At 35.7% G+C, this 17,875-nt stretch carries 12 protein-coding genes, 1 tRNA gene and 1 pseudogene; 10 read left to right on the plus strand and 4 right to left on the minus strand.

Annotated features, from left to right (window positions below; all coding sequences use genetic code 11):
* The 5 genes and pseudogenes from H6G25_RS15130 to H6G25_RS15145 all read left to right on the plus strand — a co-directional run.
* Window positions 1-224, plus strand: a pseudogene (locus H6G25_RS15130) (Uma2 family endonuclease); the annotation flags it as partial.
* Window positions 225-581: 357 nt separating this feature from the next.
* Window positions 582-2,738 (plus strand): polyribonucleotide nucleotidyltransferase, encoded by a 2,157-nt coding sequence (locus H6G25_RS15135; RefSeq protein ID WP_190393201.1) that lies wholly within the window; start codon window positions 582-584, stop codon window positions 2,736-2,738.
* Between the two features lie 182 nt (window positions 2,739-2,920).
* Complete coding sequence (locus H6G25_RS15140) at window positions 2,921-3,982, plus strand: ATP-binding protein (protein ID WP_242034986.1); 1,062 nt, start codon at window positions 2,921-2,923, stop codon at window positions 3,980-3,982.
* A 14-nt stretch (window positions 3,983-3,996) separates the two neighbouring features.
* On the plus strand, window positions 3,997-4,179 hold the full coding sequence (locus H6G25_RS21290; protein ID WP_242034987.1) for a hypothetical protein: 183 nt from the start codon (window positions 3,997-3,999) through the stop codon (window positions 4,177-4,179).
* A gap of 23 nt (window positions 4,180-4,202) precedes the next feature.
* The gene (locus H6G25_RS15145) at window positions 4,203-4,727 is read left to right on the plus strand and encodes a hypothetical protein (protein ID WP_190393202.1); all 525 of its coding nucleotides are present in this window, start codon (window positions 4,203-4,205) and stop codon (window positions 4,725-4,727) included.
* Window positions 4,728-4,942: 215 nt separating this feature from the next.
* Here H6G25_RS15145 and H6G25_RS15150 read toward each other — a convergent pair whose 3' ends face one another.
* The 4 genes from H6G25_RS15150 to H6G25_RS15165 all read right to left on the minus strand — a co-directional run bounded on the left by H6G25_RS15150 (window position 4,943) and on the right by H6G25_RS15165 (window position 10,796).
* Entirely contained in the window at window positions 4,943-7,888 is a 2,946-nt protein-coding gene (locus tag H6G25_RS15150) for a hybrid sensor histidine kinase/response regulator (protein ID WP_190393203.1), read from the minus strand.
* Window positions 7,889-7,935: 47 nt separating this feature from the next.
* Window positions 7,936-9,903 carry a methyl-accepting chemotaxis protein gene (locus H6G25_RS15155; RefSeq protein ID WP_190393204.1) on the minus strand — a complete coding sequence of 656 codons (1,968 nt, stop codon included), beginning with the start codon at window positions 9,901-9,903 and terminating at the stop codon, window positions 7,936-7,938.
* A gap of 64 nt (window positions 9,904-9,967) precedes the next feature.
* Complete coding sequence (locus tag H6G25_RS15160; RefSeq protein WP_190393205.1) at window positions 9,968-10,468, minus strand: chemotaxis protein CheW; 501 nt, start codon at window positions 10,466-10,468, stop codon at window positions 9,968-9,970.
* Window positions 10,469-10,724: 256 nt separating this feature from the next.
* Window positions 10,725-10,796, minus strand: a tRNA-Gly gene (locus H6G25_RS15165).
* 219 nt (window positions 10,797-11,015) lie between these two features.
* On the opposite strand from H6G25_RS15165, the gene H6G25_RS15170 reads away from it, so the two are divergent.
* The 5 genes from H6G25_RS15170 (at window position 11,016) to H6G25_RS15190 (ending at window position 17,875) form a co-directional block, all read left to right on the plus strand.
* Entirely contained in the window at window positions 11,016-12,455 is a 1,440-nt protein-coding gene (locus H6G25_RS15170) for a TM0106 family RecB-like putative nuclease (protein ID WP_190393206.1), read from the plus strand.
* 50 nt (window positions 12,456-12,505) lie between these two features.
* Window positions 12,506-13,675: an esterase-like activity of phytase family protein gene (locus H6G25_RS15175; RefSeq protein WP_190393207.1), complete on the plus strand. Its 1,170-nt coding sequence runs from the start codon at window positions 12,506-12,508 to the stop codon at window positions 13,673-13,675.
* Window positions 13,676-13,725: 50 nt separating this feature from the next.
* Window positions 13,726-14,955, plus strand: a complete 1,230-nt coding sequence (locus tag H6G25_RS15180; protein WP_190393208.1) for a hypothetical protein — start codon at window positions 13,726-13,728, stop codon at window positions 14,953-14,955.
* Between the two features lie 240 nt (window positions 14,956-15,195).
* On the plus strand, window positions 15,196-17,166 hold the full coding sequence (gene nblS, locus H6G25_RS15185; RefSeq protein WP_190393209.1) for a two-component system sensor histidine kinase NblS: 1,971 nt from the start codon (window positions 15,196-15,198) through the stop codon (window positions 17,164-17,166).
* 175 nt (window positions 17,167-17,341) lie between these two features.
* The gene (locus H6G25_RS15190) at window positions 17,342-17,875 is read left to right on the plus strand and encodes a hypothetical protein (protein ID WP_190393210.1); all 534 of its coding nucleotides are present in this window, start codon (window positions 17,342-17,344) and stop codon (window positions 17,873-17,875) included.

Genomic DNA, 17,875 nt, shown 5'->3' on the forward strand with positions numbered 1-17,875 from the left:
TAGTAGACGGAGAATATCAACCTTTAGAAGAAAATCAGCAAGGACATTTGTGGAGTCGTCAGCTAGGTTTATATTTAGGAATTGATCAAGGACTATTACGGTATTTTACACCAACAGGAGAGCTAGTTCCCACACCTGAAGAAACCGCAGAAAAAGAAGCGAGAAAGTCAGAACGTTTAGCAGCAAAATTGCGGGAATTAAATATAGATCCTGATACAATTTAATATATAGCGGTATGCACTTGAATGAGGTAGATCTTAAGCCCCCTCATCGCTTGCGGGGAGGGGGTTGGGGGTGGGGTTCTTGTGCCTCATAACATCGGGAAGTGCTGTATAGCTTGGGTTTACCATTCCTTTTTTGAGAATTACCATACAGTTAATTACATCTTAATTGATTGATGAACTATGATGAAATCCTTCTGAAAAATATAGCTGAGATGACAAACCCAGATATAAAGCCTACTGTACTGCTAACTTAGGAAATTTTGTTTTATGTTTGTTCATGACACAAGCCGTCTAGACTGCATAAATGTTAGGATTGCCACAGAGTGAGAAACGCGTAAGAGAAGGAAAAAAAACTGAATGGCAGAATTTGAAAAGTCAATATCCTTTGATGGACGGGATATTCGACTGACGGTTGGCCTACTAGCCCCCCAAGCAGGTGGGTCGGTTTTGATACAATCAGGGGATACAACTGTTTTAGTGACAGCCACAAGGTCAGCAGCCCGCGAAGGTGTTGATTTTTTGCCACTGACGGTAGATTATGAAGAAAGACTGTATGCGGCGGGAAGAATCCCCGGAGGAATCATGCGCCGGGAAGGTCGTCCACCGGAAAAGGCCATTCTTACCAGTCGTTTGATTGACCGCCCGCTGCGTCCTTTATTCCCTTCCTGGTTACGGGATGATTTGCAAGTTGTGGCCTTAACTATGTCCATGGATGAACAGGTCCCTCCCGATGTGTTAGCAGTGACAGGTGCTTCAATTGCTACCCTCATTGCCCAAATTCCATTTAATGGACCAATGGCCGCTGTGCGAGTAGGTTTAGTGGGTGATGATTTTATTATTAACCCTACCTACGCAGAAATTGAAGCGGGAGATTTGGATTTAGTCGTGGCTGGTTCACCTGATGGGGTGATCATGGTGGAAGCCGGTGCAAATCAATTGCCAGAGCGAGATATTATTGAAGCGATTGATTTTGGCTATGAAGCTGTACGGGATTTAATTCAAGCCCAATTAGATTTGCTGGATGAATTAGGTTTAAAACTTGTGCAAGAAGCACCACCCGAACCAGATCAGACTTTAGAAAATTATATCCGCGATCGCGCTAATCAAGAGATTAAGAAAATCTTAGCGCAATTTGAGTTAACTAAAACTGATCGTGATATTGCCCTAGATGCAGTTAAGGATAGTATATCTGATGAAATCAAAGCTTTATCAGAAGAAGACCCCATTCGCATCGCCGCAACAGCAGACTCCAACGCCCTTAGTAATACTTTTAAAAGCATTACCAAATACTTCATGCGCCGTCAAATTATCGAAGATAATGTGCGCGTTGATGGGCGTAAACTTGATGAAGTCCGTCCTATATCTTGTCGAGTTGGTATAATACCCAAACGAGTACATGGCAGTGGTTTATTTAACCGGGGACTGACTCAAGTATTATCAATGTGTACTCTGGGAACTCCCGGAGACGCTCAAAATCTTAACGATGACTTGCAACTAGACCAAGCTAAACGTTATCTACATCACTATAACTTCCCACCCTTCTCCGTCGGCGAAACCAAACCCTTACGCGCCCCCGGGAGAAGAGAAATCGGACATGGTGCATTAGCGGAAAGAGCATTGTTGCCTGTATTGCCACCTAAAGATAAATTTCCCTACGTAATTCGCGTAGTTTCCGAGGTGCTTTCTTCCAACGGTTCTACTTCCATGGGTTCAGTTTGCGGTTCTAGTTTATCCTTGATGGATGCTGGTGTACCAATTACTAAACCCGTCAGCGGTGCGGCTATGGGCTTGATTAAGGAAGGGGACGAAGTGCGAATCCTTACCGATATTCAGGGCATTGAAGACTTTTTAGGTGATATGGATTTCAAAGTTGCCGGTACTGATACTGGTATTACCGCTTTGCAAATGGATATGAAAATATCCGGGTTGTCTTTAGAAGTCATCGCCGACGCTGTTCACCAAGCCAGACCAGCGCGGTTGCACATCCTGGAAAAAATGCTCCAGACTATTGACACCCCCAGGGAAGAAACTTCACCCTTTGCCCCTCGGCTGTTGACAATTAAGATCGATCCTGACATGATTGGTCTAGTCATTGGACCTGGTGGTAAAACCATTAAGGGCATCACTGAAGAAACTGGTGCAAAAATTGACATCCAAGATGATGGTACTGTCACTATTTCCGCAGTTGATGAAAATAGGGCTAAGAAAGCACGGAACATTGTTCAAGGCATGACTCGTAAACTCCATGAAGGTGATGTTTATATCGGTCGTGTTACCCGGATTATACCTATTGGCGCTTTTGTGGAATTTTTGCCCGGAAAAGAAGGCATGATTCACATTTCTCAACTCGCTGACTACCGCGTTGGTAAAGTTGAAGATGAGGTCGCTGTTGGTGATGAAGTGATTGTCAAAGTGCGAGAAATTGACAATAAAGGTCGAATTAACCTCACACGCTTGAATATTCACCCAGATCAAGCAGCAGCAGCACGGGAAGCAGCAGCGGTAAACCATTAAATCCCCTGTTGGATTTTAGATTTTAGATTACGGATCAATCACAAATCTAAAATCCGCGATGCCTTGCTAGTAGGCATCGCTACGGTAATTTTAGTTAAAGTTAATTTTTAGCAAGTTAATTCTCAAATTGCTATCAACAGTAATAATGTAATTAAAATTTAAGCTATTGCCAGAAAACAATTATGTTTACACAAGTTACACTTAAAAACTTTAAAACCCATAAGCTGACCACTGTAGAACTTCATCCAGTCACCTTATTAATTGGTAATAATAATTCAGGCAAGTCTAATCTTCTAGCAGGTATACAACATTTTTGTAGTCTTGTCAGAAGAGGCCGCCCTGGAAATGCTAATGCTAGAAAAACAGTTAATGTCCACAGAGACTTATATGCTCATCGTTATAGACTAGCTGATGGCGAACCAATGGGATTTAAAATATCTTGGAATAACTCCAATGGCAGTATTATTTATGAAATAGAATTACATGAGAATAAAAGTTTTCCAGAATCTGCTAGTTGCAAAGAAAAAATAACATTTAAACTAGATAATAATGATGAAAAAATAATTGTCAGTGGATATGATCAGCCAACTAATTTAATTGCTTTAAGACAAAATATTGAAGATAACACATCTTTGCAAACAGCAGAAAAAAAACTATGTAGAGATTTTTTTGGTGATTTTGCAAACACATATAGTTATCACTTCCAACCAGCTTTTCTTAAAGGTCTAGTTAAAGATGATCAAATTCATGATATTGATGATGCTCAGGATGAAAGAAACAAGAGTGATTTTATTAAAATTCCTTCTGAATTAGGTAGTACAGGTCGTGGACTACAAGCAGTTATTAAATATATCAAAGAAAAAGAAGAACGGACATTTACAAGATTTACTGCTTTGATGAGGCGATTTGATCATAACTTTCACGGTGTTCGGTATAATGATAAAATTTCAAAACTTGCGTGGATTTTCGATCTTGGGCAAAATAATTCACTACAAGAATTTCCACCAGATGCGGTTTCAGATGGATTTATGAAAGCAGCAGCTATCAGTCTTCTTGCTTCTATTTATAGAACACCGAGTTTGATACTTTTAGAAGAAATTGAAAATGGTGTCAATCCTGGAAATATTCAAGAATTAATGCGTTGGATTTGGCAAATGACATCTCCAACTTCAGAAGGTTTTACATCTCAATTTATCATTACTTCCCATAGTCCCTCTGTTTTACGCGAATTTCATAATCTTTAGATCATGTTTATACAGTGCGGTTAGAAAAACGCAATAGAAAGAGTGATGTTAGAAATCTCAATACATCTCTAGAAACACTTGTAGGTATAGGTAGTGTAGAAGGTGAAATTATAGAGGATGAAACTACAGGTAAAAAGACAGTAGAGATACCAAAATATCAGTTAGCAGAATTGTGGTATGAAGGGACAATTGGTTAATCAGGTGAGTAATGAGGAAAAATGTGATGTTAACAAGAAATATCGGTATTATCGGAGATGGAGGGACTGATATAGCAATTTTTAAAAAAATCTCTGAGTGTATTTTATCTGATGGAGATCAAAATAATGTCACTCTTAACTATATTGAGTTAAACAGACAAAATATTCATGATGCTGTAGATAAATATAGTCGAGACGCTGATAAAATTAAAGATAGCTGCTACCTAACAGGTAAAGAAGCTTCAGCGTTGAAAAACTCAGTGACAAGAACTATTTTTGGTGCTTTCGCAGACTTTGAAAGTGAACTACGACTAATTTCTAATCGAGACATTATTTTAGTGACTGCTGATAGTGAACATACATTTTCCCATCCTGATGACTACTTCAAAGATTGGAGAGTGAGTATTTCTAAAATATTAGTAGGTAGTATAGAAGAATTTTATCGAGCGAAAGTAAGAGAGAATTATACCCATGAATATTTACCTGTAGTTATTCCATTTGTTGTTTTTCCTTCTACAGAAATATTACAGGGGTTTCCGCTCTTATGAGGTACATCTTAAGCCCCCTCCTCGCACCCCCCTCAATCCCCCCGCAGCGGGGGGAAGAAAAGGATAAATTTTTGATATTGGAGGGGGTTGGGGGTGGGGTTCTTGTACCTCATAACATCGGGAAGTGCTGTATCATCTAAAAATAAAGCTTACTCTTCAAATATTTTTGCCCAATATTCACCAAATTAACATAGAAATACCTTTACATTAATTTCCTAATTTGATGACTTTGTTTCTGCTGTCTGAAAAATTATCTCCGCTAATGTCTGTAATAGTTCTTGTTCATTATAAGGCTTGGAAAAATAGGCTTTTGCCCCTAATTTCATCGCTAGTTGACGATGTTTATTACTACTGCGAGATGTCAGCATAATTACAGGAATATCTCTCAAGTCTCTATTAGCATTAATTCGCTCTAAAAAGCTATAACCATCCATTCTGGGCATTTCAATGTCGCAGATTACCCCTTGGACTTGTAACCCATTTTCTAGCTTTTCTAAGCCATCTTGACCATCTTTCCCTTGTTCTACTTGATACCCACCTTTTTCTAGGGTTAGGGCTAAGTAGCGACGCACATTAATGGAGTCATCCACAATCAAAATTTTCCCTTTTTGACGGGGGGGTTTACTTGAAATTGCTACTTTTGACGGTTTTAAGAAAGGAGTTTTTAATCTTGTTGTGGGTAACTTATGACTCACCTGGGGACGTTTGCCAGTAGTAATCCATGATACTAAATCATTAGTATTAACTAGGGGAACTACCCGACCATCACCCAGAATTGTACAGTTATTAAAACCGGTCGGTAAAGGAATATTGCCTTCTACTTGACGAATAGCCACTTCCTGTTCACCCCAGCAGCGTTCTACCTGCACTCCGACGTGTTTATGATCATCTTTAACTATTAATACACTTGTAGCATTAATTATGGGCGGAGTTTCTAACTCTAAATTATTGGAGCGGGGACAATTAAACTCAAAGTAACTATTTAGACGCAGTAATGGTATTTGCATATCTTGCCATTTGATAAATTCTTTATCATTCTGGAGAAAGATTTGCTGATTTTCTAGTAAGAAAATTTCCTCTACCACATCTGTATAAAATGCTAACAATAGGCGATCGCTCTCTACTAGTAATACCCGGCCTACTGACAAAGTAAATGGTACTGATAAAGTAAAGGTAGTCCCTACTCCTAATTTAGTATCAACATTTACATCACCTCGCGCTAATTTGAGTTTGTTACGCACTACATCCATTCCCACACCCCGACCAGATAAAGCTGTTATCTGTTCTGATGTACTGAAACCTGCTTCAAAAATTAATGATAGTATTTCTTCATCACTCGCATTTGCTAATAAAGAATCATCTAATCCCATTGTTAAAGCGCGGTGACGAATTTTGTCTAAAGAAATACCTCGACCATCATCACGAATAGTAATAATTGTGCGATTACTATGGTAAAATGCCTTTATTTCAATCAAGCCTTGTTCGGGTTTTCCTTGAATTTGACGGGTAACAGGATCTTCAATTCCATGATCAAAAGCATTGCGTAATAAGTGCATTAAAGGCTCATTTAATGATTCCAAAATACTCCTTTCAATTAAAGTATTACCACCTTCAATTTTTAACTGCACATTTTTTCCATACTCCACATTCAAATCTCTAATAGCTCTAGGAAAACGCTCGACCAAATCCGAGAAAGGACGCATTCTCGCTTGAGTTAATTGTCTTTGTAATTGTTTAGAAGTTTTATTCAGTTTCCGCGCTATTTGGTCTGTATCGTCCACACTTAATTGAATATCACTGGTAAGTTCTGCAACTTGAACAATAGTTTCCATGACATCCTGAGACAACAAATTTAATTTTTGATAGCAATCTTCTTCCAAAAAGTTATTTTCTATTTCTTGATTACTATGATTGACTAACTTCTCTTTTAGATGATTATGAGTCATCATTTTTGCATAAGCTGTCCGTAGTTCTTGATTTTCTTGATCAAGAATTTCGACTCGCTGACTGAGACTACGAACCAATTTACTTAATCTTTGAATTTGGACATTTAACCCATTTTTTTGAATAATAATTTCTCCAAACAAATCATGAATTTTCTCTAAATTTTTACTAGGAACTCTAACTGTATTTTCCTGATTTTCCCGTTCTTTAGTATGTGAATTAATATCAGCTTTGCGCTGTTCACTATATTTATAGTCTGTATCTCTAAGCTGATTTTCTGAAACCGAAAATCTATTCAAGTCAACAAATTCAACGGACTTAATTTCTGGAGGTAGTTCTATATCTACAAATAATTGCTCATCATAACTAATAAGTTTCGTTTTATTCAACAAATTACCTTGGGGATTTGATGATATATCTGGATGATTACTATCATTAATAACATCACAAAAATCAATATTTGTAGGTAAATTACTACCTTGATTACTTAATACTAAAGCTTGAGATTGTCTCCAAGCTTTTAATGCTAAATTGCCAATTTCTACACAGCAATCAGGATACTTTTCTAAGTAATGACTAACTGATTCACATAGTTGGGTAAATGCTTTTAAATTTAGCATTTCTCCTAGCCCGCTTAACTCAGTGGACATAATCAACAATTCGGATCTTAACCCCGATTTATTACTATTTTTCAGTCGAGATTCTAGATTTTTTAAATACTCTTCAACTTCAGTTTCAAACAATAAAGGGATAATTTCTTGATTATCTTCTGATGATATTAATGTTGTAATATTCTCTGAAGATGGTTCACCTAAACGCTCATAAAGTTGATCAAAAATTGGGTAACAAAATTCTATTAGCCAACTATGATCTAGATTTTTACCCTTTGAGAATAATTCAACAATCCGCCGTAGACAATCAACACCGGATAGGAATAAACTTTGTAAATGAGTATCAAGTTGTAGGGAATTTTTCTGAGTTTTTAAAACTTTAAAAGCATCTTCCAGACGATGAGCTAAATCACTTAATACGCTAAATCCCATCATAGCCGCTCCACCTTTAATAGAATGGGCGGCTCGCATTGCAGTATTAATGTTTTCTAATTCAATCGGTTTACAGGTGTCAAATTCTAGTAATATCCCTTCTAAAATATTCAGATAATCAGTTGCTTCTTCTAAAAATTGCATCTGGATTTCCAATTCTTTATCTTCTGTCATTAGTTATTAGTCCTTAATCATTAGTTATTAGTTCCAGAATCACAATATCAATTAACTGGGAAAGTTTCGACAGTCTCTTTTAACTCCTGAGAAATTTCCATTTGTTTTTCCAAAGATTGAGAAATTTGGTGGTAATGATCGGGATTTTGTGATGTTTGCACCTGAGATGTAGTTGCACTTAAAATTGACTGCACTAAATTATCCATTTGTATTGATACATCAAGAATTTGCTGTAAATTTTCCCTGGCGTTTTTAATAGTATTGATACTTGCAAATACTTGATTATTTCCCATTGTCATCCCTTGTATTACTTCGCCAGTTTCTCGTTGAATTTTTGCAATTATTTCCTCAGTTTCTTGAGTTGCAGCTGCAATTCTGGCGGCTAATTCTCCTACCTCTTCAGCAACTACAGCGAAACCTTGTCCCTCTTCTCCGACTCTTGCAGCTTCAATTCCCGCATTAATTGCTAATAAATTAGTTTGTATAGCAATTTGATTAATTACAGAAACTACACGGGAAATCTGTTGAGAGGATTCTCCTAAACGCCTCACTTTTTTAGCTATTTCAGTAACTGTTTCTTGGAATAAAAAAATGTTTTGCAATGTTAAATCTATCGCTGCTCCAGTTTCAGTAGCACCATGATTAATATCATTGACTATAGTAATAGTTTGCTTGCTTATATTAGCTATAGATTCCATTGCAATAGTCATATTTTCAATAGTTTCTAAGCTATGGTTAGTTTGTTCAGCTTCACTAACAGCCTGTTGCATTTGATTCACAATATCCTGAAGATTATTTGATAAATATTGCCGGTTTACAGTCTCTTTATCAGTGTTAGATTCACTATTTACTTCTACATTTTTTATCTCTATATTTCTCTGGGCTAACCAAGCTGCAAATAATGTCGTCAATAACGCAATTCCTGATGTTGTAATAACAATTAATAGCAAAAATTCTCTTTGTGGCTTTAAGGCGATCCCTGTATCCTTTTCGACAATTAACTGCCAATTTATATCCTGCAAAACTGATAATTTCCCTAATGGTAAATAAGTAATTAATTTTAATTGCTGACTTTGATTATTTTGGGAAACCTCCGTAAATATTGCAGTATCTTTAGCACTTACAACATTAGCTAAACTAGGATAAATACCCTGAAAATCTTGGCCAAATAAATTTTGATAGGAACTAATTAAAATTCTCCCTTTTTTATCTAAAAGATAATATTCCTGAGTATCATCTATATAACTTCTGACTAATTCTTCTAAAACTTTTAAAGGTGTACGGGTTCTTACTATACCAATAGTATTACCATTAAATCCATCCTTTATTGGTGCTGCTACATAAATCACCGCGCCTATATTTTCAACTATTTCTGGTGGACTAATAATAGGAGCATCTTGTTTAATTACCTCTTGGAAATAGGTAAGTTCTTTTTCTGAACTTAAAGATTCTCCTTCTGATTTCATAATCACTTTTCCATGGAAATCAAATACAGCAATGCTATCATAAACCTTACCATTTTTCATCAAGCTATCTAAAGCGGCTTGTGTTTTTATGTTAATTATACTAGCATCAAATTTGTCTGTTTTCCTCGATTTTATTACTTTTATCAATTTTTCTGATCCTGGTTTTTTTCTGGTATTTTTATTACTTAAAAATGTTATATTAGACAATACCTGAATATCTTGATAGCGTTGTCTAATAAAACTATTAACCTCATCACTTAAGCCAATTGCTTTAGTTTCTTGGGATATAATAATTTGTTTATTAATCAATTTGCTACCAAAAACATAAGCCATGGAGGCCATTCCGAATACTGGTAAAGTCCCAATAGCTATAAAAAAAATTGTAGCTTGTATACTCAATTTAAATTTGCGTGAATATTTCACTCTATGCTCCAAATCTTGCGGATAACTAGAATTTTTCCCTCTACTATCAATAACTTTTGCTGGAGACATTAAAGATGCTTGATTTTCAGAATCACCACTTTTTTTGATATTAGTTTTATTAAACATACACTCCTCACAATGCATCCATAAAATAAAAACATTTTAACCCGATTTCGTGCGTATTAGCACATTAATTATTAGTGAACAGAATAGCTGACTCTAAAATATGTACCGCATCCAATACTAATAATATTTCTTCTTCTTGCACCACGCAACCACATAAATAAGGTACTAAACTAGATGCTACTTGTCCTACAGGAGAACGAATATCATCAGGAATAAACTTAGTTGTCCCTTGAATTTCTTGGACAACTAAACCTAAAATCATTGCTTCTACTTGAATAACAATGATATTATACTGATGCAATTGATGATTAAGATGTTCTAAATTAAACATCTTCTGTAAATCAACTACCCAAATTATATGACTGCGCCAATTCATCAATCCTAATATACAAGCAGGCATATTCGGAATAGATGTAACCAATGAAATTGGTATAACAATTGCCTCTTGAGTATAAGTGATGGATAAAATAGCACCTGTCTGTTGATTAAGTTGAAATTTAAGATAGCCATTTTCACGACTGTTATAAATGGCTTGATGGTTAAAATCAATTTGCAATTTTTTCATGGGTGGAGTAGCTTTAGAAAGTTATATGAATACTATATAGGGCTGGCTGATAGCTTACATGGCGTAGCCATAAAATCCACCTTCCGTACCCTAAACTGTCACATAACGAAAATTGGTCTTTTGGAGACTTGAGAACTGCTTGTAGCAGCACTTCGCTATCCCTATCTAAAATTTATCCTTTGAGGTGCTCAAAAATCCGAAATTACCAATTCTGACACCTGGGGTGCAGAATATAGGTTATATAGGAATCATAAAAAGCGGGCGATGGGACTCGAACCCACGACGTTCACCATGGGAAGATGACATTCTACCACTGAATTACACCCGCGCACGCCCTCTATCATAGCATTATTTATAAGAAGATAGACCATGAATTTACATATTGTTACATATTGATAAATTTTCTACTCTACCTACTTGGTTATTAATTATTTTTAGCGCGGCTACAAAATCAGCTTTACTATTTTTGAGTTTATCATGGAAAATATAATTAATTTTGCGGTTACAGCTACTTCCATATCTTCTGAACTATTGTTAGCTTAAAAGGATGTTAATTAATGCTCAACTTTTACTACAATTTCAACGCTGTCAGCGACGTTCTTTTTTAGACACTCACGGTGATTATCATCAGCGAGATATTCGCAATGAGTTGGTATTAAAGTTACAACAAGACAAAAACCTGAATCATCAGCGGATAGTCACAAAATTAAGTTACTATGAGCCTGATTATCCTTCAGGAAATTGGCAAGCAGCAGCAGCAGCTACTATAGAATTAATGCAGCGAGGTGTAAGTTATATTCATCATGGTGTACTATTAACTACTTATAATGAAAAATATAGCTTACTTAGTCGCCCGGACTTACTTGTCAAACAGCCGGGAAAGTCCCGGTTTGGAAACTGGAACTATGTGCCGGTGAATATTGAATTGGGTAAACGTCCTAAACAAGAATATCAAGTAGTGATTGCTTTTCATGCCCAAGTTTTAGCCACGGTTCAGGATATAATTTTGGAAAAAGCAGGGCTGATATTGCGAAATAAAGACAAAACACATTTGGTGGATTTAGATAAATGGATACCACAAATGCTGGATATTCTCGATGAATATACTCAAGTAATTGATTCGGTAAATCCGCCGGAAGTTTTTATTTCCCGGCAAAAATGTAACCTTTGTCATTGGTATAATCATTGTTATGGAATCGCTCAAGCTCAACAACACCTTTCTTTGTTACCAGGTGTAACACCTATTCGCTACACACAACTGCAAAACCTGGATATTACCAGTTTAGAAGCACTTGCTTGTACCCAACCCAGCAACTTAGAAAATCTGACAGGGTTTGATAGTAATATAGCTGGTAAATTAGTTATTCAAGCCCAATCTGTGTTAAATAAACAACCTTTAACCCTTCCTGATCCTTGTTCTCCAGAATATCTGACTTTTGTAGCCCCTATTGAACTTTATTTTGATATTGAAGCCCAGCCAGATTTAAATTTAAATTATCTTTTAGGTGTTTTAGTTGTGGATAGAATTGCCAACACTGAACAATTTTACTCCTTTTTAGCCGAAACACCAGATCAAGAACAATTAATTTGGCAGCAATTTTTAGCTTTAGTCAGTCAATACCCGCAAGCACCAATTTATCATTTTTGTGCTTATGAAGTGGATACAGTTCAACGACTTGGGAAACTTTACCATACACCCTATAGCGAAATACGTCCTGTCCTCAATCGGTTTGTTGACATATATGAACAATTAACTCAAAGCGTAGTTTTACCAATAGATAGTTACGCGTTAAAAACTATCGCTCGCTGGCTAGGTTTTGAATGGCGTGAACAGGAAGCTAATGGAGCTAAATGTATTTATTGGTATGATCAATGGTTAGAAACAGGCGATCGCGCATTATTATCAATTATTCAAGAGTACAATGAAGATGACTGTCGCGCCACCCGTACCGTCAAAGATTGGCTAGTTAGTTTTTTTTCCAGGTGATTGTGGTAATTTGGTAATAAACCTATAAAAAATTTTACTTCTATTATTTTATGTTTATGATACGTCTCCCCAAGCCCCAGAAACTTTTCCTCGTGATCATTCTTATCGGTTCTTTCTTTAGTCATTTCTCATCTTCCTCTTTAATCGTCAGTAGTGTAGAATTTATTGGAGAAGCGACCTTACCCACAGGCTTATCTTTCCAAAAAACTGAAGTTGGTGGTTTATCGGGAATTACTTACGACGCTAAAAATAATTTATACTATTTGATATCCGATGATACAGGGCAAAAAGCACCTCCTCGTTTTTATACATTTAAAATTGACCTCAGCCAAGGTAAATTAACGGATAATGGCGTTACTACCGTAAATGTAACAAACTTATTAAATACAAATAATCAACTATTTTTACCAAATACTAGTGATACGGAAGGAATTGCATTCACCAGTAAAAATACTATATTTGTCTCATCTGAAGCTTATATATACAATCAAGTAAATCCCTTTATTGATGAATTTTCCTTGGCTTCTGGACAAACAATTAGTACCCTACCCATACCAGATAAATTTTTACCAGATCCACAAAAGAAAAAAGGTATCCGTAGTAACTTAGGTTTTGAAAGTCTCACCATAACACCTGATGAAAAATTTCTGTTTACAGCCACCGAAAACGCTTTAATTCAAGATGGTAAAGAAGCTAAAAGCGGTATTGGTACTCCTTGTCGGATTTTAGAATATAACCTCTTAACCAAGCAGCCAGAACGGGAATTTCTCTACCAGACGCAACCAGTCAAACCTTTCTTTAATCCTACTGGTAAGTTTGCTAGTGGTTTATCAGATTTATTAGCACTTGATAATCAAGGTCATTTTATCAGTATAGAAAGAAGTTTTACAGGTTTGGGATTTACAATTTTTCTATTTCAGATTTCCTTAAACAACGCTACGGATATTCGTAATTTCGACAGCATTGCAAAAGTTGACACCTCTGAAATTAAACCAGTAGAGAAAAAACTATTATTAGATCTACGGAACTTGAATGTATCATTAGATAATATTGAAGGATTAACCTTGGGAGCAAAATTACCCAGCGGAGAACAATCCCTAATTCTGATCAGCGATAATAATTTCAGAAGGTTACAACAGACCCAAATTCTAGCCTTTAAACTCAAACCCGAACCACCACTGACGAGATTATTACGACGCTTGAGAATACTTAACCCATAACAGGGAATAATGTTAGAATAGAGGGTAATCATTGTTTATCTTGATAAATTATGCGGGTCTTATTCAATCAAAAATTCAAAATTACAGCATTTATTACCAGTTTATTGGTAGTCGGTTTCATGAATAAACAGCCAATTCAAAAACAACAGACTACAGAAAATTTATCATTGTCCCCAATAGTAGATTATCAAATTGTAGGATTATCTAATAATTTATTGACTCAAAAACCATCTCATAAATCTATATTATATTCAGTGATTAATGAATGGAAACAATATCAATATAGTATCAATTCTCATCAGGTATTAACAACAGGAAAACTACCAAATAATCAAATAAATTTTAATCAGACTGATTTATTATCTGTACTCACAAATACCAGAGAATATTTTCAAAAATATGCTTCAGAAGATCCAGATATTCAAAGGACGGGAATATTAATAACTCAGGGAGTTACAGTTAAAGATATTCTGAAAACATTAGATTTCATGATCGCAGTTTTAGAAGAAGATATTGCTAAGAAACAGACAACTAGGTTACAAGATCCAAATTTTATTAACACCAATTTTCGCGTGATTAAATGGTCAGCACATAACCCAGAAAATCCTCAACAGAAACAATTAAGAATCACAAAATATGCGGCTTTTATCCATCCTGGTTCTCGAAAAAAAACCTCTAAATATAATACACCAGTTTATGCCTTGAAACAAGAATTAAGCCAGGATAAATTTTACACCAAATATACAAAACAAGATGTTTTATCAGGTATTTATGAACCAGGAGGTAAAGAATTTGGTAAAGTTAAACCTATTGCTTATTTAACCAGAAACGGTTTAGAAGCAGCACTAATGCAGGGAACAGTATTAGTTAATTTTACTGATGGAACTAAAGAATTTTTAAATGTAGATAAAAATAATGGAATGTCTTATATTCGGGGAGTAAAAGCAACTTCACAAAAGCGGTACTGGTATTTTAAAGAAGTTGATGCAATTAAAGGCTATGGATATAAAATAGATGCCAAAATATCCATTAAACCAGGAGTAACATTTGCTGGAGATGTTCTGAATATTGGTTTAGGGAGAATAATTGTCATCGAAGATAATCAGAATGGGAAAAAACGGTTAAAAATGGGCGTAATTGCGGATACAGGTGGAGCATTTTTACCCAACCTTTATCAACTTGATTTTTTAGCGGGAACTTTTGCGAGTGAAAAAGATTTTCAACAGTACATTCATAAATTACCTGAATATACAAATGCTTATATTTTAGTAAAGAAGTGAAAAAGTGATATAGATCCCTGACTTTTCATAGAAATCGGGGATTTGGGTATTTAATTTAATGAAGCTAAACATCAAAGTTTTCATGATCAGGCTAAAAACATAGTTAAATAAAGAAAGAAGAGGTAAAGGAAAAAATATATTCTGTCCCCAGCCTCAATTCCTAGAAATTTCAGGAAATTAACCCTTAATTTTGAGTTTTTGGGATAGAAAACAAGGAACTACTAACAAGTGGATTTTAAAATGCTGGACTTTTTCAGAAATTTCCGAGATGAATTTGCTTCATGTGTATCAAAAGCGATCGCTAATTGGTGGTCAGAGTTCACCCTTCAGACTAAACTTCTGGCCGTCGCTACCTTGACGGTTTCCCTGGTCATGAGTGGTTTGACCTTCTGGGCCGTGAACACAATTCAACAAGATGCACGTTTTAATGATACCCGCTTTGGCCGTGATTTAGGGTTATTGTTAGCAGCTAATGTCGCCCCCCTAATTGCTGATCATAACTTGACTGAGGTAGCCCAATTTTCCGAACGCTTTTATAGTACCACCACCAGCGTCCGCTATCTGCTTTACGCTGACGAAACTGGGGAAATCTTCTTTGGTATTCCTTTTTGGGAGCCAGAGGTAGAAGATTCCCTGAGTATTAAGCGCCGGATACAATTACCAGAAGATTATCCTGGTGATGAATATCAGCCTCTGGTCAGACAACATAATACTCCTGACGGGATAGTTACAGATGTATTTGTTCCCTTGATAGTCAATAAAAAATACTTAGGTGTATTAGCAGTGGGTATTAATCCCAACCAAACCGCCGTCATATCCACTAATTTCACCCGTGATGTTACCCTGGCGGTTTTTATCACGATTTGGGTAATGGTAATTTTAGCGGGGGTAATTAATGCTTTAACCATTACTAAACCTATCAAGGAATTACTCGTAGGTGTGAAACAAATTGCTGCTGGTAATTTTAAACAACGCATAAATATACCATTAGGAGGTGAATTAGGTGAACTAATTCTTAGTTTTAATGAAATGGCCGAACGTTTAGAACGCTATGAAGAACAAAATATTGAAGAATTAACCGCAGAAAAAGCTAAGTTAGAAACCTTAGTTTCTACCATTGCTGATGGTGCAGTGTTGATTGATAATAATATGCAGGTGATATTAGTTAATCCCACGGCCAGACGCATTTTTAATTGGGAAAATATGGATGTTGTTGGTAATAATATTTTACGCCATTTACCCCAAAGTGTGCAAATGGAAATATCCCGGACTTTATATGAAATGGCGGCTGGTGAATGTGAAAGTGCTGAATTTCGTATCCCACTTAACCAACCAACTCAACGCACAGTTCGCATTCTTTTAACAACTGTTTTGAACCTACAACGGGAAAGTATTAAAGGTATCGCTATTACCGTCCAGGATATTACCCGTGAAGTAGAATTAAATGAAGCCAAAAGCCAATTTATTAGCAATATTTCCCACGAATTACGAACACCATTATTTAACATCAAAACCTATATTGAAACCTTACATGATTATGGTGAAGATTTAGGAATTGAAGAACGACAGGAATTTTTGCAAACAGTTAATAATGAAACTGACAGACTTACCCGTTTGGTTAATGACGTTTTGGATTTATCAAAACTTGAATCTGGAAGGACTTACAATTTTGATAAGGTAGATTTACCACAAGCACTAGAACAAACATTACGTACCTATCAACTTAATGCTAAAGATAAAGGTGTGGAACTATTCCAGGAATTAACTCCTAATTTACCTTTAGTTTTAGGAAATTACGATTTATTATTGCAAGTTTTTGGTAATTTAATTGGTAATGCTCTCAAATTTACTCCCGCAGGTGGTAAGGTAGTTATCAGAGCTTATCAACTAGATGATAATTCTAATTCTTATCATCAACCTGGTAAAGTGAGAATTGAAATCGGTGATACAGGAATTGGGATAGCACCAGAAGATCAACAAGCGATTTTTGACCGCTTCTTTCGCGTGGAAAATAGGGTTCATACCCTGGAAGGAACAGGTTTAGGTTTATCAATTGTCAGAAATATTATTGACAGACATCACAGTCAAGTTAATTTAGTCAGTGAGGTTGGTATTGGTACTACTTTTTGGTTTGATTTAGAATTATTTGAGGAAGAAGTTTTATCAACTTTAGAAATCACTCCAGAAAACTTGGAAGTCAAGACAGTTTGATATTTAACCTTGCTGATACTCACAGTCATCATGATTTCAACCTGAAACCACTCTGTGTCAGATAAATCCAGATCAATTCATATCATATTTATGGAAGAAGTTGGGTATCTATGTTTTTTTGTCACTTCCAGGTTTATACTGGAATAATAACGATATAATTGGAGTTCATAATCTCATGGCTAAAAAAAATACCTCTAATTTAACACAGGAAGAAAGCAAGAAATTTATACCCCTTCAAGGTGAACCAATAATTGAAATTATTGCTGAACCAGTATTAGAACCACAAATACAAACCCCTGAGACTCCCATTACCACAATTAAAACTCAGTCGGAACTGGAAGCAATTATAAAAGAATTGCAAAAAACCGTGGATACATTAAAACAAAAAGAATCTACTCTCATTGAGAAAATTAGTGCTTTACAAATGGTAATTTCTGAAAAGAAAGCATTAACAGAACGCTTGACAGAAGAACTTTATGAAACGAAACAAACAGCATTACAATTAGCAGATTCTAATTCTCAGTTGTTAGAAGAAATCAAGGTTTTTAAACAATCTAGTCAACAAACTAGTCAACAATCTAGTCAACAATCTAGTCAAATTTCCAAATCTATTCAATACAAAAAATCCCATAGATCCATAGAAAGACTTCAAGAAAAACCAACTCAAGATAATGAAGATTTTTCTAAAAATACCTGGTTATATGATTGA

Source organism: Dolichospermum sp. FACHB-1091 (assembly GCF_014697585.1).
In the GTDB taxonomy this organism is placed as follows: Bacteria; Cyanobacteriota; Cyanobacteriia; order Cyanobacteriales; family Nostocaceae; genus Dolichospermum.